Here is an 18,614-nt window from a genome sequence, read left to right as displayed (position 1 = left end):
TTAAAGTGATTATTAATCTTAAAATATGCGATTTGAGAACTCGTTGTAATATTACAATGCTTCATATACATGAGATTGTATTTAAGATTATTATATTAAAATTACTGGAGGCTGATGAAATATGATAATAGATCATATGAGCAACAATGTAGTGGAAAAATTAGAACAGACGGTGCGCTACGAAAAGAAACAAGTAAAGGTATTGCGTGTAAGTAAAAGTAGTTCAAATATACACGCTTACATGATTTTCCCGGAATTCTCAGAGGTTAAAATTTCAAATACCGAACTAGATGAGTATATAGAAAACCTATCAATAAGCGTGAAATATGTCATTGATCGCAAGTTGAGTCAACAAGAAATTGAAAAACAAAATCATTCTTTCATTATGAAGTGTGCAGTTGAGGAAGATGGTGTGATAGATGATGAAACTCTTCATTTTAATACGACTTATGTCAAACCACCAACGATTGCAAATAAAGTATTTAAGTTAGTGTGTGGATTAGGAAATCGTTTAGATAGCTTAAAAGAGTTATATATTACAGTATTAAATAATAATATTAATCGAATTGAAATTGAATTTTATAATGAAAATGAAACATACATGGCAGTAGAGAAGGAAGAAATCGCGAATGCAATTATGGGAGCATATACAAAAGCAAATATCTATTACTCAGCAGATCTCTATTATGTTGCAGAAGGAAATCAAATCAAATTAAAGAGCGTTAAACCAAAATTAGCGGGTGATGTGTGATGAAACAAGAAAAAGGGATGATAGGAGTCTTATGTACGCTTGTTTTGATGGTTTTACTTCTTATCCCCTTACAAGCAGCTCATGCATCTGTAAAAGTGGACTTTAATGAATTAAAAGGGAATGATGTTTCGTCATCCTTTAAAGAGGGATTAAACAATCGAACCAAAACACCAGAGAAGGATGATTCATTCGGTTCATCATTAATACAAAAAATTGAGGGTATGTATGCACCTGCCTTTAAAGTAGGGGTAAATATCTTTTCTATCTCTTTCGTATTAGGCGTTATTGTCATGGTTATGGCATTAATTACGAAGAATGGTCAATGGATGAAGTGGGCGACAGGGAGTATGATCTTTTCATTCGTTAGTATGATGGCGATGAGACTAAGTGTGTACTTCTTATTCAGTTCCGATGTAGTTTCGTTTATGAACATCTTTACGGATTTTTTAGACCTGTTTAAATCAACAGCACTTATTTTTACACCATTTATGTTAATTGCAGGTATTCGTTTACGAAAAATTCATGAGAGTACGAAACAACCTGAGTATTATCGTTGGTCCAATCGTGTCATAACGGGATCGTGTTTACTTTGTATGTTAGCCGTACTCGCTCCATGGCTATTTGCGAATATGTAAAGAAACACATATAAGAGGAATGAAAAAGGTACTGAATCTATATTCAGTACCTTTTATCTACCCATATGATTTCTTCGTTCGTATTCTTCAAATACCTCCGGTGATATAGGGGATAATATGCCACTTAGATATACAGCTGTATATAAAAAGTATTGTTCATCTTTTGTTTGAGCTGTAAGAGTGCCGTGTTCCTCGTTATTGGGAATAATTCGTTCAATTTTCAGTTGTTTTTTGTCGTAAATAATTGCCTTGATTTTATAGACGTTATGTATTGGTAATCTTTCGATATACAGACAACTACGCTCTAACAGGTAGAAAATGAGTGCCATTTGTAGAATGAACACAATTTGTAGTAGAGCTGGTATGCCTGCAAAACAGACAAGGAAAATAGAAACTAAAATAATATTTAACTTCGAAAACCATTTCTCGTATTGCTTCATAGAAAGAATACTTTTTTTCGTTTGAAAGACTTGGAATCTCGTTATGAGGAACAGGATGGTAAAGATTCCTTCATAAATAAGCCAAGTATGCCATTCCGACTTAGAAAGCTCTAGTACTAAGTATATGATGCCGGTAAAGATGAGGATTGGCACCAGATGTACCAGGCTAAATAATATCGTATGTTCTAACATTCTTTTCTTGTAGATGTGATTAGTAATTGAATCCAAGTTTCTTAACTCCTTCTGCAATTTTCATGATGACACCACCAATAAGTAGATGGTATTCGCCTATTCCTTTTTCGTTTACATACCAGCACATATAGTGCCTAATACCTTCTTTTGCTCCATGATCATGTAAAGGGAAAGGAGATGCGTATTTTTTAGATGACATATTATTATCACCGAAAGGAACCTGTCCTGCAAGAGCAAAACGTTTCTTTGCATCATTTACAATCCAACAACCATAATCTGCTGCTCCATACCATAATGCTTCTTTATGAATCGGATCAATAGAAGGTTGTGCTGGATAATTTTCAGCTAGTATTTGTGCTTTTTCTTCACGAAGTTGTTGATGAATATGTGAATTCAATGGATCTTCCGTTCCAATTTCATAGGTTTCCTCAAAATTCCCACACTCATAAGGGATAAGGGGGTTATTTGAATCAGCTGCTAATTGTAGACTGCAAGAATCCGATTTTGAAAGATAGTATACACAGTCTTTGCAGGTGAAAAGGTTTGAAAAAGCTGAATCTGTTTCTTGTTCTGTTACGGTATTATCTACTACAAGTTTTAACATGTCTATCACAATCCTTTTTAGGCTATTTCTGAAATTAATATAGATGTATCATATCATGCTTATTTTAAAATGTAAATATTTTCCATTTTAAAATGTGCTAATTTATTTTGAAAGGACTGTTTGTTTTGAAAAGAAATCGAGAATATATCGCTTTACGAAATTCCATTTTGATAGGTTGGTTACTCACACTTATTGTTATGGGCCTATCTGTCTATTTTTCTTCCATTGTATATTTATTAATCGGATGTTTCATTTTGTCGCTTAAATATGGATTAATGGGCACCATAAAGAATGTGGAAAAACGTTTACCAACCTGGGCTAACTTTGGTGTCATTGAAAAGCCAGTGAATCGAAGGGTGACAAGACCCTTTCAATTTCGGGGTGGGCTTATTGTTTCATTAGCATTGGGATTTGTAGAAATGGTGATAAAAGGCCTATGTATCTCATATTTTATTTTAGGATTAGAAACTCATGTGTATCGTTTAATGCGCAGAAACGCAAGAGTGTGAAAGGGAGGCTTATATTATGAAAGTATTAATATTTGAATTAGTTCTCATTGCGATTCTGATTCCGTTTAATATCATGGTAAAAAAACATGTACCAAAATGGAAAGGAAAAGCCGGAGAAAAAATGGTGACACGCATCTTAAGCAAATTAAATCCCGAAAGTTATTATGTGTTACATGATGTGACAGTTAATACGGAGTATAGTGATACAACGCAAATTGACCATATTGTTATCGCGGAAACAGGTGTATTTGTCATAGAGACGAAGAACTACGAGGGCTGGATCTATGGGAATGAGAAAGCAGCAAGATGGACAAAAGGTATCTTTAGAAAGAAACAATCTTTTCAAAATCCATTACGACAAAATTATAAACATATGAAAGCAATTGAATGGGTGATGGAGCAACAGCTGCCTTGTATCTCTATTGCTACATTTCATCCAAAATGCAGTCTAAAAAGGGTAAATGTTCATGCTAAAGATAAACATGTTCTGTATTATAACGATCTACAAAAATGTATTGAATCATATAATGACGTGCAACTAACAAATGACGAGGTCCTGCATATCTATCAAACAGTATTGCGAGCGAACATTACGGATAAAGATATTGAAAAGAAGCATGTGAAGTATTTACAGAATAAGTTGGCCAAACAATAAGAAATGGAGAAAGGAACAATGTTATATGTAATAGGATTTTTAGTAATATCTGTAGTAGCTATTCGTCTTAACATGAAGTATTACAAGCTTAGAGGGAATCCGAGGGATTTTGTAATGAAAAAAAAAGAGTAGAAGGTTTCTGATAAAATGTTTTAAAGTCCATTTCAATTGAAATGGACTTTAGTATTCGCATAAGGGGATACCACCACATCGCTATCAAGCTAAGAAATGTAAATACCCCCAAAACGAGAAAATTTACATTTTATTGTATTGGGAAGTTTTTCGACAAAATAACATCAAAAACCTCTCGATATTTGATTGTCCCCAAAATAATCGGTTTTGGGATACTAATTTAAAATGATTCAAAAGGTCTATGTATTTATGAAGTACTGCAAAATGTTATCTCGAACTTTTTGACACATTGTTTTTCATAGAAATCACACCACTACAAATAAGTGGCAAGGATCAAAAAAAGATTTTTGATTTTTTAAACGATGAATACAAAGATTTTATGACAAGATTGAAGTATGATACAAATGATGAAACCTTTATTCATCCTGATCAGTATATTCCATACTATGAAGGTGCAAGTGTTTACGCTCATGAAAGCGGTGGCCTCTTAGAGTGTATGCAGTTATCGTATTTAGGAGCAATCTTAAAAAGTAAAACTGAAGGATATGCTCCTGGACACCCAGGATTTTTATTATTAGACTCAATTAGTAAGTATGTAGGTACACTAAAAAAGAATGAACAGAAAAGCAAAGAGCCTGATGGAAATTCAGATCTTCAACAAGTTCAGAAACCTGTGGAAGGTCTAACTGAAATCGAAGAAAAAACTTGATAAATGACCCAGAAGTATACGAAGAATTTTATAAAATCTTGATTGAGTTAAGTGCTAATCATCAAATTATCCTCGTAGAAAATACACCGCCTGAAAAGTTTAACAAATATCTAAAATATGTATTTCTAAAGGGTAAAAAGGGTTTTATTAATGAAGAAAAAAATGAGTTTAAAGAAAATGATGAACCACAATGAACATAAACAGGTTAAGTAAATGATGTGTAAAAACATACCTTTCAATTATTATTTATGAGGTGTCACTATAACATTTTAAGATTTTATAAAAGTCGTAACATTATTTTAAATCCACGTCAGATTTCATTTCATTTTTGAGTAGGACAATATAAAAATGTTGCTATCCCAGAAAGCAAAAAGAACTTGTAGGAATCCCTACAAGTTCTTTTTAGTTTCAGGTGAATATACGGGACAAACAAACTATCTTACAGATTCATCATAGAAACTACAGGGGTAATGCTTTGACAAGTATATTATATAACAAATATTAACATCCACAGACTTTGATTTTGAAAATTATGTTAATTATTAAAATTTTAAGGTGTATTTTGTTTCCGAAGAAAAATCCATTTGTTTATTTCATACAAAATACTTTAACCAAATATCGATATCATAATAAATTATTAAAAATTTAAGTATAGGTAAATAGAGAAGAATATAGTGTTCTTACAGAAAAACATATAATTATATTTAGGATTAATTAACTATAAGAAAATGAATTTTATGTTATAACTAACTATAATTCTTGAATATATGTAAATGGGGTATTCTTATCTTTTTTATTTATGTGATGAAGAAATTAGGTATAGGAGAATTAAATAAACGTTTGTTTAAAATGTTTTAGTTATGAAAGATGAGTTCCGTGTTTAATTGTCCGATTAGTTAATTTCCTCATTTATTATATAAATTTTATATAGCAAAGAAAAAAGAAGCCGCTATGGATGCTTCCTCTAAAAATTTATCGCTACAGGTTCTTCTTAAGGTTTTTTCTTCATGAGAAGTAATTACCTTTTAAACTTTTTCTAATATTCAAAACCACTATTTGTAATCCAATCCATATTTTATTGATACCAATATAGTTACAGGTATGCTAAAATTCATTTGAAACATTGCTTTTGGGAATACAATTGCTATCATAATCGCAATTTATTTTCTACAAACTGATTGGATTTTAACCCAAATTGCGGTTTTATTCCGCCGTCCTTAACAAATTGTTAAGGACCTTTTTTTATTTGTCCTTTAGTTGCGAAAAAATAAAATTTTCATAATCGGGGTTGTTAAAAATCTTAGCTTGATGGGCATGGGGTCCCGCCACATCGCCATCAACCTAGAGAATCAAAATCTCCCAATAATGAAATTTCTATTCATTATTGACTACTGATAATGAGACGTTATGTTAACCTTACATGAATACGATATACATTTTACTTTTATATCTTTAAATATGCTAAAATGGAATAAAAAGGATGGGAAAATATGACACAGTTATGGAGATCTTTTGGATATGCAATTCCCCTGTTTTTAATTGCAACCATTATTGTATGTGGAATTGCAATTGTATTAGTAAAAAAGAAGGGGAATGAAACAGTTGTACATAAAAACACAATCATTATGAACATAATTTTCCCTCTCTCGATAATTGCCATTTTACTGATTACTGTTACACCAAGACATATAGGGATGGAACAAATTAGAGTAGTAAACTTAATCCCTTTTATTGGTATGTATAAGTTAATGACCAATTATGTCGATATTATGGTTCCTATCAAAAATATATTGTTTAACATAATCCTATTTATGCCATTTGGCTTCACCTTATTATGGAAAAATCACACAAAACTTTCTATTTATCAAGTGACAATGATAGGCTTTATATTTTCTCTGTTAATTGAATTTATCCAATATGTCTTTCCGTCAGGACGTTCATCAGATATAGACGATGTAATATTGAACACCGTTGGAACATTATTGGGATGTTTATTTTGGAACCTGATTTATACACTATTTCCAAAGTTTTTAAAAACATCGAACAAGAATACTAATATACAAAATAACTTCCGATAACGGATTTTATGTAAACATACCTCAATGATAAAGGAGTTGGTATGTTGTTTAGAAAGTTTATAAGAAGATATGTCTGTTTAGTTTGTGGCTATAATTGTTTACCAGGACCATTCTATATTAGAGAAGGAATCCCAAACGTAAGTTTAATATGTGCCTGTTGCGCTTTTCAACCAGGATATGATGATGAAGAACTCGGGTGGACTATTGAAGCATATCGTGAGAATTGGCTTCAAGAAGGAGCTATATGGTTTGATCCAAAAAAGAGGCCAAAGTATTGGGATTTAAAGCAACAGCTAGCTAACATTAATATAAAAGATTAACTACCGATAAGTGGGGTTATGTTAACTGAACATGTATATGTTGTACATTATGAATCTTCATATTTTGAGATAAACATAGATGTGATAGGATGGTTAATATAGGGAAATGTGGAGGGAAAGAATATGGATTTAGTTAAAGAAGTTACCTTATTAAAATATCAATTTGAACTTATGAAACGTATGATTCAATCAGATGAATATCCTTTTTTCATGTTTGTTATAGATCATGAATTTGAGGAAGAACAAGTAAACGCCTTGTTAAAAGTCTTATTTACGTTTAATGATCGATTAACTGATGGAAAAGTGTCGATTTTTGCTCAAAGTGATCATTTATTTTCTCAGTTTAATCTTCCTTTAGATGTATTATATAGCTCAGAAGAGCCTGATTTAAATGAGTTTAAACGATATATTACTAAGATTTTTTACCAGGAGTTTAAATTAGAATATCTGTTACTAAGTCTGAAAAAACAACATATTTTTGTAAATGTTTGTGATTATCTTTTAGAACAATTATAAATTTTACTAACAGGTATTATGTAAAAAAAGTTAGCATGGATCTAGCTTTTTCTTTTTTGTTTATGGATGTTCAAACTTTTTTATTTACAGTGTTTTGAATGTATACTTTCCTTGTTAATTTAGAGGGTATCAGGGGAATTGGGATGAAGTCAATGTTTAAGAGGAAATGAATGTAAACTAATATTTAAAAGTTTACTTTCATGAAAAAAGTGAAAAATAAGTTAAACTCCCAAGTTTCATATTAATCTTGGGAGTTTAACTTATTTTTGAATAAATCGAGGTTTACTAAAAAATATAGCAAGTACAAAAAATAAACTTGCAAATAAAATTGCTAATGATGTTTTATTTAGCAAAGGTAATATTATTACTGAGAGAGCTGATAAAATAAAGAAAAATTTCATCAAGTGTATCAACCTCCTAAAGTATTTTAATTATTTCATTAAAAATCAGTAATGTAAATATTCGAATGTAAATTATTATCTATTAGTTTACTTTCGTAGTAATAGAGGCATTATCCAATACAGCAACCAACATTGTTAATCAGCATCAACAATCAATACTTACTATCGTTCATTTACTTTTACATCAATCATGTGGGACGACTACACCTAGGTATGAGCATACAACATAGTTATCCTATACTTCTAAGCCATCTACACAAGTATGTAAGCATCGTCACTCTCCCATTAATAAACGGATGTAATTTTATGTTTCCAGCTAAAATTAAAGGTAAGAAATTATCGGATAGTCAGATTAAGAAGCTATTAAATAGTAATGTAACAGACTTCATTAATGGTTTTAGTGGGGAAAAAGGAGAATTCACAGCTGCCATTCGATTAAAGCCAGACTTTAGTATTTGTTTTGAATTTCCAACTGCAGAGGATCGTACGGTAGGTAAATGTCCATTATGCCAGGGGAGAGTTATTATAGGGAAAACAAACTATCTATGCGAACAATACAAAAAGGGTTGTGATTTCATCGTTTCAGGTATGATACTTGAAAAAAGAATTACAGCAAGCCAGATTAAGAAATTATTAGAAAAGAATATGACAGATACAATCCAAGGATTTATATCGAAAAAAACGGGGAAATCGTTTGGTGCAAAATTAACATATGACTCTGCACAGAAGAGAATAACCTTTGTATATGAGAAGAAATAATATTATAAAATCCTAAATTTCATATATAAAATTAATAAGAATTATGATATGATGAAAGTAACAAAATACTTCTAAATCTACCTGCAAAAGGACACACCTACGCATACATATGCCATAGGTGTGTCCTTTTTTCGTTGTCTATAAATCCCTAAAAAAGGGAGAGGGGGAAGATATATTGCTTACGAGTGAAATACCATCTACAGATGTATCTTTTGAGAATGTGGAGAGTCATAAGCGTAATAAGGGGAATGAAATATCAGTATGTCCCAAATGTAAAAAGCAATCATTCAGGGCTACGTTTAACGAACATCCAAAGTGGGTTCGTTTTTGCTTGTGTTGTGATTATAAAGAAGTTAATCCAGCATATAGTCCATTTGTATATTAAGTAGAGTGATACTAATAGGAAAGGATACTACGGTATGAAACCATGGATTAAGATTGCTTGTATAACATCATTAGTCTTTCAAATTACAGCATGTAGCAGTTCAACACAAACAAATGATTCAAAACCTGCCCAAACGGCCCAGGAAGCAATCCAGCAGAATGTAGAAGGAAAGAGTAATGTTGATATTCCGGAAGCATACAGGGACAAATTAAAAGGATTAGAAACGGGTAAAGGAAAAGTAATACATGTAAAAGACGGAGATACAGTAGATGTAAAAGTAAACGGGAAGAAGCAGACGGTAAGGTTACTATTATTAGACACCCCTGAATCTGTTTCTCGAAAGATTCCGCCACAAAAGATGGGTAAAGAAGCATCTTCTTTTCTAAAGAAACAAATAAAAGGAAAAGATGTAACCCTGGTATATGATCATGGACAAAAAGAAGACAAGTATGGCAGAAAATTAGCGTACATATTTTGCGAGGGAATACATGTAAATGAATTAATGGTCAAATTAGGATACGGGATTGTAGCTTATATTACTAAACCGAACACTACACTGCTTCCACAAATGTTAGATGCAGAAAAGAAAGCAAAATCAACTAAAAGTGGAGTGTGGAGTATCAAAGGCTTTGTGGATGAAAAGAAACATCATTATAACCGAAATGATGCCGCTTAACGCATATCACTCAAGCATAGTAAGAATACTAATGCTTTGAGATTAAAATAAGGAGGTTTTTAAGTGTGAAAGAGAATAAAAGAAACATGATCTTATCGTTTGTTATTTCGATTGTCTTTATATTTTCGAGCATGATGCCTTTCAGTAATAACGAATACATCTATGTTATTTCAAAAATTGGAGCTGCAGCTGGTGTAATAAACATTGTGATGATGAGTGTTTTTTTGTATGTTCAAAGCAAAAAAATGAGATATTCATTGAATTAAACTGTAAGAGAGAAAGTTTTCCTTACTCACATTAAAAAGAGAGTGGTAAGGAAAACCGTGAAGGAGATGGAATAGATGAGTCAGGTAGCGGGATTCTTGAAATTCGTTTTAGCGAAAGAAAAACGATACGTATATTTGGCTGTATCAGAAAAGAGAAACAAACGTGTAAACACGCACATTTTTTATAAATTTGGTCAAATGGAAAAAGCATTGGAAAGTATGTACGAAATGCGGGATGATTTCGAGAATAAGTTCCCGATAGAACTAAAAGAAAAAGGATATGACTGGGAAGATATCAACGATTGGATACTTTCCATTGAGACAGGATTCTCAAAGCATGGAAATAAGCTAATCACATACGGACGCTAAGTAGAGCAGAACATTAAATGAGGTGAATGAAGAATGGCGTTAATTCGAAAGTATCATATTGCAATTGCTTGGACGATAGCTACTAGTGCAATGTTAATTAGTTTGTTTTTCAGTGAATGGATGAAGCTGCCGCCATGTGATTTGTGCTGGTACCAAAGAATGGCCATGTATCCATTAGTATTAATATTGGGTATAGGCATGTATAGAAAAGATCCATACGTAAGTACATATGCATTTCCATTTGCATGTATTGGCTTATTAATAGCCGTTTATCAAATAACGATTCAGGCTTTTCCTGTTAGTGAGATGAAGATTTGTTCAGTAGGAGTTTCTTGTACAGAAGATTACTTAAATTTATTCGGTTTCATCTCGATACCTATGCTATCATTTGTTGGATTTTTAGCTATTATAGTATTTTTATATATAAAACCAGATAGTAAGTAGTAGTCAAACAGAACGATAAGTATGAACTCTACAAATTTAGATACAAACAAATTTATTCAAAATAAAATAAAAAATATTAAGGAGATAACAAAAATGACAACAATGCAACTAAATAAAGAAATGAACAAAATTCCAGAGGCAGATGTAGAATTACTTAAGATCATGGCTCACCCAGTTAGGCTACAAATTGTAAAAGAGTTAGAACATCGTAAGATTTGCAATGTAACACAGTTAACGGAGCTATTAAATATACCTCAATCTACCGTATCTCAGCATCTATCTAAAATGCGCGGGAAAATTCTTCGTGCAGAAAGAAAAGGATTGGAGATGTACTACCATGTTGCGAATGCTAAAGCATGCCAGATTGTCGGAGTATTAGGTCTGTAATTCTAACTCAAAATAGAGTGATAGAAAGAGTATTGTTAAATATAGCTGCAACAGCTGATGTACTGCAGAATGATAAATTCACAAGCTTAGAGTGTAGTCCTTCTAATAATGGAGGAGCTGACTGTGGTGAAAAATTGATATAAGAGAGTTAATAAAAAAGAGTGCAGAACATGTCTGCATTCTTTTTTATTGTGCCCTAGATACAATAGATAAAGTATTTTGTTGTGTACGACTATGAATAGGGGGTACCGTGTTTTGCTATGCAAAAACGATACTTTCGACTTTTCAAGCAAAGGAAATATCGAGTTTATTGATGTGTATAATGAAGATTAAAGTTTAGAATATTCTGTGTCAACATTATCAATTTACTATAGTTTACAATTATGTAAAAATAGAACTGATTATAATTTTCCGTAAATATTAGATTAAAAGCTATCAAAGGGGTAATGTGAGCATTTATAGCCTGCTTATAAACGGTGACTGGGGATACAAACAAGAGTGTGATCAAGTACTGGTAGAATTTATCAAACAAAATGAGGTGACTGTAACTTGAGAGAAATTGCGAAAAAAGTACAAATGATACGTTTACAAGAGGAGCATTTTGGTCGTATGGCAGACGCAGAACAGTATTCTGCCAAGCAATGTAAAATAGAAAGAGAGAGTATTAAATTAGAAAAAAATATAGTTAAAAAACGAACTCAAAAATTTCAAACGACAGAAGAAAAATGGGACACGAAATGTAAAAAAGCAGTACAATTATTTAATAAAGGAGAGGAATATCCAACTATTGCAAAAATACTGAGGTGCAATGTGAGTAGTTTGTATAGAGAACTTAAGAAACGGGGCGCATTACAAATACCAAAGCAGGTAGCAGCATCTAAATCATTAAAATCACCCATAACATCAACACAAACAAAAAAAACGAATTTCGAACGATATAAAGAATATTATATGTACAAATAGAAGAATTCATGGCTATAAATCTATACCTGATTCTTTAGTATTAATAAGCTCAGATTATACAGGATACAATGAAAAAATGCATATTTAGCAGCAAATCTTCTTACAGTATTTATAGAACATCTGCAAATGTTAAAATAAGAATAATTTGTCTAAAGTAAAAGAATCCCCATGTCATAAAGGATTCTTTTAGAAGGGTTAGAGAGCTGTCGTTACTTGTCTCATATCTATTTTACGTACAATAGTAAGAAAATTCAATCTTATTTTATGTTTCTCAATATATTTTGTTCATTTTTATATTCTAATATAGATAATTCTTTTTACTTATGTATTTCTCTCTACATATCTTCTTGGAGTGAATCCTTATACTAAGGATTCTTTTTTTATTGCTTCATATATTAATATAATTTAAATAAAGTTCTAAAATGTAGTATATTAATAATGAAATACTGGGGTTCATGATAGTTTATACAGCAACTGTTGAAATCGCCTGCTTATAAAGGAATTGTTGTTTTCCATTGCTGGAGATCAGCACTGAAAATTTATCCACTGCAATAATGATTCCAGGTATTCTAACTCCGTTGATTAGAAAAATATTTACTACTCTTTTTTCTTCAATTAATTTTTTATAAAAATTTTCTTGTGAATACATTAATAGCCTCCTCATCTCTATAAATATTCTAATTTTTTAAAGTTCTTTTTAGGAATGTAATGGTGTAATTATAACATTTTTATGGAGATTCTTATAAAATATAAAAGCCCTCACAATGAAGTGAAGACCTTCGTTTATTTATCATCCGCCAGTATGGCCGTGAGCATATTGTACGATTTTATCCTCGCTAAGAGCTTTCTGTGTATCAGTTACATTGCTAGCGTTAAACATAAACGTGAATACAGCTGTTAATCCAATTAAGCTAAATATTATTTTTTTCATTTTAAAGCCTCCTTTTCAAAGTTTTGTTCTTCTGCTTGATGGCTAAGATAAAAATAATCACTTGCTTTTGAGCGGTTATTTTCTTGATGGAATAAAACTGCTAATTTTTTAGCGTATTCTTGCAGATATTCATGTAGCTCTTCTCTATTAAAATAAGAAATTCCTGCTTTAATTGTCTTTTCTAATTCGTCAGCAGTGACTTGTTGATTTAATTTTTCTAAAATTAAAAAGTGATGTTCATACTCTTCATTTTTAAGTTCTCTACAAATTTCCAATCCTCTATCTATAAGGTTAGAAGTTTCTTCGTATTCGCCAATTTTCATATGCTCCCTAGCTTTGATAAAGATCGCTTTATAATCTTTAGGGAGTTCTTGTGTAACTTCAGATAGATAGCGTATTGCTAATTCCGATAAATTTTGGCTAGAATACATTAAACCTAAGTTGTGACGTACAAACGTAATGTATTTTTCTTCGCCAGATTTTTTAAATGTATTAATAGCTGTAATAAAGTGTTCTTCAGCTTCCTCAAATTGTTTTAAATTCGTACAAGCCAATCCAATTAAATTATCACATAATCCAATAGTAGTCTCATATCCTGCATGCTTTTTGAAGATCTCCTTTGCTTTGGTAGATTCTTTGATTGCTGCAAGAGGCTTATAGATATGGTAATGAAAAGTTGACAGTTTGAAATAAAATTCAGCGTGTTCAATTTCATCCGGAATATGGTTTAATAGTACTTCGGCCTTGTTATAATGTTCCCTTGCACTTGTGAAATTACCTGTAATATTCGAATGAATAGCTTTAAAGAAATAGTAGTAGTATTGTAAAAACTGATCTGCAGGTACTTCCAATGAATCCACTTTATCAAAGCTTTCTTTCCCGATACTTAAACTATCAATCATATATTGATGACGAAAATCTAGTAGAGAATAGTATAAAAGTAGATTTTGGTCTTCCTCAATGCTATGTATTTTTTGGTCAATCTCAAGTTTTAATTTATGCGCCTCTCCTATGTGTCTGGCACGAATCTCTATATACCAGTCATTTAACATTTTGGTAACTTGCTCATTCCCCTTTACTGAAACAATCATTATATATTCCCCCATCCTATAGAAGTAACTTAATGCTATTTATTACCATCATAGCAAACTAGAAGCATTATTTGAGTGATTTTAAACTATTTTTCAACAAAATTCAGAAAAAATAGTTAACTTATAGCGATTTTCTTTATATTAATACTTTCATCTATACCAATTCACGTTTGCGTGAAAGGAGAGTGCTTAGAAATGAAAGCAGAACGAATTTTTGAGGGTACTAGTGAAGATGGAGTATGGAATAAGGCTATATTCAAGGTGAAAGAAGGTATCTATTATTATGTATCTGAGAATAGTACGATTGAGGTAACTGGACATGAATTTCTAGATGTATGCACATTAGAAGAAGTACACCAGGGAGATGATCATAATTTGGTTGCTGTAAAAGGGGATGAAAGAGACCTTTTACAACAGTTAGAGCTGGATGGTTTTAATTGTGAAGACGTTGAATGGGGAGACCTTAATCTATTGGATAACGAAATTCTAAGTAGTAAGGATGCAATAGAAGAATGGGAAATTGAAGCATCTACATTACGCAAAAGAATAAATGATTTTCCAAAAGGTTCAATTCGTAAAATTGGTACAACATTTGCTGTGACTAGATTTGGGATGCGCTGTGTCTTCGGTTCAAATAATCGATAAGAAAAATAAGATAAGGGAGTGGCTATCAATGAAGAATCACATCAGGAGTTCTAATGGGCAATTACTGCAAACCAATAAGACATGATCGCACCTAAAACAAAAGCAGCGTGAAATCATATTTCACTGATGATGTCCGCTAATACTTAATGTAAGTTTTGGTTCCATTGCTACACATACCCCCTGCTTCTCAAGAAACTGAGAAATTGAAAATTCAAGCTGAGAATGAGAAGTTAAAAGCGGAAAATAAGAAGATCGAAGCTGAAGGTAATGCTGAAAAAGCTCGTATCGAGGCTCAAGGTCAAGCTGATGCAAACCATAAAGTTCAACAATCACTAACTCCTGAAGTACTTGAAAAGATGGAGAAAGAAGCTAGAATCAAACATGGCTGGGTTGAAGTTGATGGTGGCTCGGTAATCACACAAAAATAATAGAAAGAAGACACTCAAACGAGTGTCTTCTTTCTTATTTATAAACATCCACGTATAAATCAAATCCAACTCTAACCCCATTAGAAGATTTATTTTCTGCTAGAATTTTATAGTATTTAGGTATTGTTACCCCAGACATGTCAAATTGAACATTATACCAAGTGCCATGCTGCTTATATTCTGAACTTAATCTTATAGTTTTTACAGTTTTATTAGTTGCTGTATCTACTAAATGTTATGCAATATCTGGAGAACCACCATTAGCTGTAGACTCTTGCCATCCATGTATCGTAACTTTCTTATTACTCTCTAAATAGAATTTTCCTATTGCTTCATAAGGTTGAGATCCACTAGCGATATACTTGTCCACCGGTCCATTGAAAGTTTGAAGAGTGTTTACTGCCATAGTTTGTACGTTGTATGTTTTATCTAATGCTGGTTGAGATTGATTTGAAGTTTCTTGGGCGCTTGCTAGAGTGCCTTCGCCTAATAGCTGCGAGTACAGACATGATAGTTTTTTTTATTATTTCATTCCTCCTGATACGGTTTTTTGATAGTTCTTATGAACTTCATATTTACTGTACATTAATACTGTATATTTGTATACACGGTTAAAGATATGTTAAAAAAAGTCATAATATTTAGATTTTAAATATTTCTCAACTTTTTTCTTATTGACATAAATTAAATAGAATCTAAATGTGAGTTAAATTAACTACTTAATCGGAGGTAATTTAATGTTAGAAATCACAAAAGTACAATTAGGGGTACAGACACACCGCTATCAAGCTAAGAAAAGGAAATACCCCCAAGTATCGAACTTTCTAAACAAGCTAAACAGAAAGGTTCACCAAAGTAATATACAAAAAAGGGACTAAGAAATATTTCTTAGTCCTTTTTTTTGTATATTACTTATTGAACCATAGCAGATACGATTACAGTAAATTCAGACGTAGCATTTTTAGGGTTGGCAATATAAAGAGATCTTTTAGATACGACACTTGTTCGATTGCCACTTAATACACCAGAGAAATGAGTAGGATCTGTTGCAGCGGACTTATCTTCCATTACATTAAAACTAATAAAATCCGGATCTCCCCCACCTTCAATCTCCCATTTTAAATATTTTGTTCCTGCAGGAAGATTTTCAGTACTAAAGTTGCCACTGGAACGATTTTTCTGTCCTGGTTGTGGTCCTTTACTCGATCTTACTCTTGCAATCTCTACTGTCGCTTTTGTTTCCATATCCATTCCCCTTTTCATAATAAAGATATATTTTAGTCAGGTTACTACAGCAACCTAACTAAAATATACAATTTGTAGAAAAAAATGGGTATTGAGAAATATTGAGACTTCTTTATTAATTCAAATTCTTTATTCATAAATTAAAGCATATATTTTTATTCCAACTAATGATGTAGCATTCCTAACATTATCAATGTACATTTCTTTTTTTTGTACTACTTCAGTTCGATTTTCGTGTAAAATATCGCTAAAAATAAGGTCATCCATGTCCCGAAATTTATCTTCCATTACATCAAAAAGAATATGATCTAAATCCCCACCACCAGCTAGTTCCCATTTCAAAAACCTTGTGCCTTCGGGTAAAATTGCAGTGCTAAATAACTGACCTGGATATGTAATTGTTATTAATTGTTTCCTTTTTATCTTCATTTCCATACCCCCTTTTTCATTAAGCATCATTTACTAAAATATATATTTTTTAGAGGTAATTAGGTATTGATAAATTTTACATAATAGCCGTTATCGACAATCAAAAACATTCGAATTCTATTATGTTGCCTTCAGGATTTAGCTAATGACTTGTAACTTTCTTAAATAGAGGTAATACCAGTACACCCACATATAAGGGATGATATAGGAGAAAAATGTCCAAACAATATTCCAGCCGTTACCATATACGACTTTCCCGCTTAAAACTAATGTCATTTCAAGAAGAGTAGTAAATAGCGATATGAAAAAGACCATCAAGTAAGGTCTTTTGGTTTTCTTTATAAAGAATATCAAGTAACTTGCCAAAATCGGATAAACTCCTATATTGAAAGATAAGCCAGACAAAGTTTTTTGATTAAGGAAAGGAGCAATTCTCCAAAAACCACAATAAAAGCCGAATTCATTTACAACAAAAGCAACAACACAAAAAAATGAACCAATCAGAGGTATAATCCTTCTCTCTTTTTTGTAAAGATGAAAAATTCCAACAGCCCAAGGTAACATAAATGCAATTAGAATATTAAATAGCATTTTGACTCTACCTTCCTTTCCTTATAACCATCTTCACCTTACTCCTTATAATTTAAACTAAAAAAGTTTTCCGAACCAACGCAATATGATAATTACAATCCACTGAGGTATGATTAAATTATAAGACTGCTTAATTCTAATTTTGTTTTCAAAAATATATCCCATATACAAATCTAATTTACATAACCAATCATTATCGGTATCCAATATATTTAGGAATCTAAAAGAATCCCTTCAGAAAACCCTTAGATGTTTCACAGTTCCAAAAGGTTATACTTATGGGTTTTTTTATTTTTATATATCTAAAGATAAAAAGAATCCTTGATACGTCTGTAAAGTGTTTCAAAAGGTTTAAAAACATATTTTTGAAGTACTAAATAATTAATGAGACCTTTTGAAGTATTTTTTTTATAATTTCAATAGAAACAATTTTGAAGGGATGTCTATTTTTTGAATACAAGAAAATTCGGATATATAAGAGTCAGTAGCAAAGATCAAAATGAAGATCGCCAGATTGAAGCAATGAAACAACTCATCACTGACGAACGAGATATTTTTGTCGATAAGCAGAGCGGAAGAGACTTTAACCGTGAACAATACCAACTTGTAAAACGCATGTTAAGAAAAGATGATATTTTATATATTCACTCCTTAGATCGTTTCGGAAGAAATAAAGAAGCTATCCTTCAGGAATGGAAAGATATTACCCAAAATATACAAGCTCATATTGTCGTATTAGATATGCCACTTTTAGATACAACTCAATATAAAGATAGTTTAGGAACTCTTATTACTGATTTGGTACTTCAAATCTTATCGTGGCTTGCTGAAGAAGAACGGACAAAAATAAAAACTCGCCAACGTGAAGGCATTGAAGCTGCAAAGAAAAAGGGAAAGAATTTAGGGAGACCCACAACCGAGATAACCCAAGAATTCATTGATTCTTATAATCAATGGAAAGAAGGGAAGGTCACAGCGCTATACGCCATGAAAAGATGCAATATGACTAGTCCTACATTTTACAGAGTGGTCAAAAGATATGAAAATAGGGAGGTATAAAAAT

Annotated in this window: 28 protein-coding genes and 1 pseudogene; 20 read left to right on the top strand and 9 right to left on the bottom strand. The window is 31.8% G+C overall.

Annotated features, from left to right (window positions below; all coding sequences use genetic code 11):
- Positions 1–121 precede the first annotated feature (121 nt).
- Together JFU20_RS01070 and JFU20_RS01065 are read left to right on the top strand one after the other, a co-directional pair.
- On the top strand, positions 122–751 hold the full coding sequence (locus JFU20_RS01070) for a hypothetical protein (RefSeq protein ID WP_078205203.1): 630 nt from the start codon (positions 122–124) through the stop codon (positions 749–751).
- Positions 751–1,386 (top strand): hypothetical protein, encoded by a 636-nt coding sequence (locus JFU20_RS01065; protein WP_002069133.1) that lies wholly within the window; start codon positions 751–753, stop codon positions 1,384–1,386. Before JFU20_RS01070 ends, JFU20_RS01065 begins: the two co-directional genes overlap by 1 nt.
- Before the next feature lie 53 nt (positions 1,387–1,439).
- On the opposite strand, the gene JFU20_RS01060 is transcribed toward JFU20_RS01065, so the two are convergent.
- Both JFU20_RS01060 and JFU20_RS01055 read right to left on the bottom strand, forming a co-directional pair.
- Positions 1,440–2,054 carry a hypothetical protein gene (locus JFU20_RS01060; RefSeq protein WP_201038195.1) on the bottom strand — a complete coding sequence of 205 codons (615 nt, stop codon included), beginning with the start codon at positions 2,052–2,054 and terminating at the stop codon, positions 1,440–1,442.
- Positions 2,038–2,622 (bottom strand): hypothetical protein, encoded by a 585-nt coding sequence (locus tag JFU20_RS01055; protein WP_151304200.1) that lies wholly within the window; start codon positions 2,620–2,622, stop codon positions 2,038–2,040. The genes JFU20_RS01060 and JFU20_RS01055 overlap by 17 nt, the downstream gene beginning before the upstream one ends.
- A 125-nt stretch (positions 2,623–2,747) precedes the next feature.
- On the opposite strand from JFU20_RS01055, the gene JFU20_RS01050 reads away from it, so the two are divergent.
- From JFU20_RS01050 to JFU20_RS00985, 15 genes and pseudogenes are all read left to right on the top strand, one after another.
- Complete coding sequence (locus JFU20_RS01050) at positions 2,748–3,131, top strand: hypothetical protein (protein WP_078205200.1); 384 nt, start codon at positions 2,748–2,750, stop codon at positions 3,129–3,131.
- 16 nt (positions 3,132–3,147) lie between these two features.
- Complete coding sequence (locus JFU20_RS01045) at positions 3,148–3,786, top strand: nuclease-related domain-containing protein (RefSeq protein ID WP_078205199.1); 639 nt, start codon at positions 3,148–3,150, stop codon at positions 3,784–3,786.
- Between the two features lie 421 nt (positions 3,787–4,207).
- Positions 4,208–4,627: a hypothetical protein gene (locus JFU20_RS29965; protein WP_242488126.1), complete on the top strand. Its 420-nt coding sequence runs from the start codon at positions 4,208–4,210 to the stop codon at positions 4,625–4,627.
- Complete coding sequence (locus JFU20_RS29960) at positions 4,624–4,821, top strand: hypothetical protein (RefSeq protein WP_242488125.1); 198 nt, start codon at positions 4,624–4,626, stop codon at positions 4,819–4,821. The genes JFU20_RS29965 and JFU20_RS29960 overlap by 4 nt, the downstream gene beginning before the upstream one ends.
- 1,296 nt (positions 4,822–6,117) lie before the next feature.
- Positions 6,118–6,705 (top strand): VanZ family protein, encoded by a 588-nt coding sequence (locus JFU20_RS01035; protein WP_242488124.1) that lies wholly within the window; start codon positions 6,118–6,120, stop codon positions 6,703–6,705.
- A 41-nt stretch (positions 6,706–6,746) separates the two neighbouring features.
- On the top strand, positions 6,747–7,025 hold the full coding sequence (locus JFU20_RS01030) for a hypothetical protein (protein ID WP_113709166.1): 279 nt from the start codon (positions 6,747–6,749) through the stop codon (positions 7,023–7,025).
- Positions 7,026–7,148: 123 nt separating this feature from the next.
- A complete protein-coding gene (locus JFU20_RS01025; RefSeq protein WP_201038194.1) occupies positions 7,149–7,541 on the top strand; it encodes a DUF1878 family protein in 393 nt (130 codons plus the stop codon).
- A gap of 692 nt (positions 7,542–8,233) precedes the next feature.
- Positions 8,234–8,701: pseudogene (locus JFU20_RS01020) on the top strand (topoisomerase C-terminal repeat-containing protein); the annotation flags it as partial.
- A 175-nt stretch (positions 8,702–8,876) separates the two neighbouring features.
- Positions 8,877–9,086 (top strand): hypothetical protein, encoded by a 210-nt coding sequence (locus JFU20_RS01015; RefSeq protein WP_078205197.1) that lies wholly within the window; start codon positions 8,877–8,879, stop codon positions 9,084–9,086.
- 34 nt (positions 9,087–9,120) lie between these two features.
- Positions 9,121–9,762, top strand: a complete 642-nt coding sequence (locus JFU20_RS01010; RefSeq protein ID WP_201038193.1) for a thermonuclease family protein — start codon at positions 9,121–9,123, stop codon at positions 9,760–9,762.
- 65 nt (positions 9,763–9,827) lie between these two features.
- Entirely contained in the window at positions 9,828–10,028 is a 201-nt protein-coding gene (locus tag JFU20_RS01005) for a hypothetical protein (protein WP_078205195.1), read from the top strand.
- Between the two features lie 75 nt (positions 10,029–10,103).
- Positions 10,104–10,397, top strand: a complete 294-nt coding sequence (locus JFU20_RS01000) for a hypothetical protein (protein ID WP_002139809.1) — start codon at positions 10,104–10,106, stop codon at positions 10,395–10,397.
- Between the two features lie 33 nt (positions 10,398–10,430).
- A complete protein-coding gene (locus JFU20_RS00995) occupies positions 10,431–10,841 on the top strand; it encodes a disulfide oxidoreductase (protein ID WP_078205194.1) in 411 nt (136 codons plus the stop codon).
- A gap of 93 nt (positions 10,842–10,934) precedes the next feature.
- The gene (locus JFU20_RS00990; protein ID WP_151304208.1) at positions 10,935–11,228 is read left to right on the top strand and encodes an ArsR/SmtB family transcription factor; all 294 of its coding nucleotides are present in this window, start codon (positions 10,935–10,937) and stop codon (positions 11,226–11,228) included.
- A gap of 549 nt (positions 11,229–11,777) precedes the next feature.
- Positions 11,778–12,191: a hypothetical protein gene (locus tag JFU20_RS00985; RefSeq protein WP_201038192.1), complete on the top strand. Its 414-nt coding sequence runs from the start codon at positions 11,778–11,780 to the stop codon at positions 12,189–12,191.
- Between the two features lie 463 nt (positions 12,192–12,654).
- Here the strand turns inward: JFU20_RS00985 and hfq are convergent, their stop codons facing one another.
- From hfq to JFU20_RS00970, 3 genes are all read right to left on the bottom strand, one after another.
- Positions 12,655–12,840 carry an RNA chaperone Hfq gene (gene hfq, locus JFU20_RS00980; protein ID WP_078205191.1) on the bottom strand — a complete coding sequence of 62 codons (186 nt, stop codon included), beginning with the start codon at positions 12,838–12,840 and terminating at the stop codon, positions 12,655–12,657.
- 141 nt (positions 12,841–12,981) lie between these two features.
- Entirely contained in the window at positions 12,982–13,122 is a 141-nt protein-coding gene (locus tag JFU20_RS00975; RefSeq protein WP_170972660.1) for a hypothetical protein, read from the bottom strand.
- A complete protein-coding gene (locus JFU20_RS00970; protein ID WP_201038191.1) occupies positions 13,119–14,213 on the bottom strand; it encodes a response regulator aspartate phosphatase in 1,095 nt (364 codons plus the stop codon). Before JFU20_RS00970 ends, JFU20_RS00975 begins: the two co-directional genes overlap by 4 nt.
- Positions 14,214–14,408: 195 nt before the next feature.
- Between JFU20_RS00970 and JFU20_RS00965 the strand changes: the two genes are divergently transcribed.
- Together JFU20_RS00965 and JFU20_RS00960 are read left to right on the top strand one after the other, a co-directional pair.
- Positions 14,409–14,858 carry a helix-turn-helix domain-containing protein gene (locus tag JFU20_RS00965; protein WP_078205189.1) on the top strand — a complete coding sequence of 150 codons (450 nt, stop codon included), beginning with the start codon at positions 14,409–14,411 and terminating at the stop codon, positions 14,856–14,858.
- A 164-nt stretch (positions 14,859–15,022) separates the two neighbouring features.
- Positions 15,023–15,286, top strand: a complete 264-nt coding sequence (locus tag JFU20_RS00960) for a hypothetical protein (RefSeq protein ID WP_201038190.1) — start codon at positions 15,023–15,025, stop codon at positions 15,284–15,286.
- A 235-nt stretch (positions 15,287–15,521) separates the two neighbouring features.
- On the opposite strand, the gene JFU20_RS00955 is transcribed toward JFU20_RS00960, so the two are convergent.
- From JFU20_RS00955 to JFU20_RS00940, 4 genes are all read right to left on the bottom strand, one after another.
- A complete protein-coding gene (locus JFU20_RS00955; RefSeq protein WP_176126989.1) occupies positions 15,522–15,692 on the bottom strand; it encodes a hypothetical protein in 171 nt (56 codons plus the stop codon).
- Between the two features lie 506 nt (positions 15,693–16,198).
- Positions 16,199–16,531 (bottom strand): hypothetical protein, encoded by a 333-nt coding sequence (locus JFU20_RS00950; RefSeq protein ID WP_016097133.1) that lies wholly within the window; start codon positions 16,529–16,531, stop codon positions 16,199–16,201.
- Between the two features lie 129 nt (positions 16,532–16,660).
- Positions 16,661–16,960, bottom strand: coding sequence for a hypothetical protein (locus tag JFU20_RS00945; RefSeq protein WP_078205187.1), 300 nt, complete (start codon positions 16,958–16,960; stop codon positions 16,661–16,663).
- Between the two features lie 138 nt (positions 16,961–17,098).
- Positions 17,099–17,551, bottom strand: a complete 453-nt coding sequence (locus JFU20_RS00940; protein WP_078205186.1) for a CBO0543 family protein — start codon at positions 17,549–17,551, stop codon at positions 17,099–17,101.
- A 450-nt stretch (positions 17,552–18,001) separates the two neighbouring features.
- Between JFU20_RS00940 and JFU20_RS00935 the strand changes: the two genes are divergently transcribed.
- Entirely contained in the window at positions 18,002–18,610 is a 609-nt protein-coding gene (locus JFU20_RS00935) for a recombinase family protein (RefSeq protein ID WP_201038189.1), read from the top strand.
- Positions 18,611–18,614 lie beyond the last annotated feature (4 nt).

The organism is Bacillus sp. TH30 (assembly GCF_016650875.1).
Classification (GTDB): domain Bacteria; phylum Bacillota; class Bacilli; order Bacillales; family Bacillaceae_G; genus Bacillus_A; species Bacillus_A mycoides.
The sequence above is the reverse complement of the archived record's forward strand: the minus strand, read 5'-3'. Positions and strand labels throughout refer to the sequence as shown.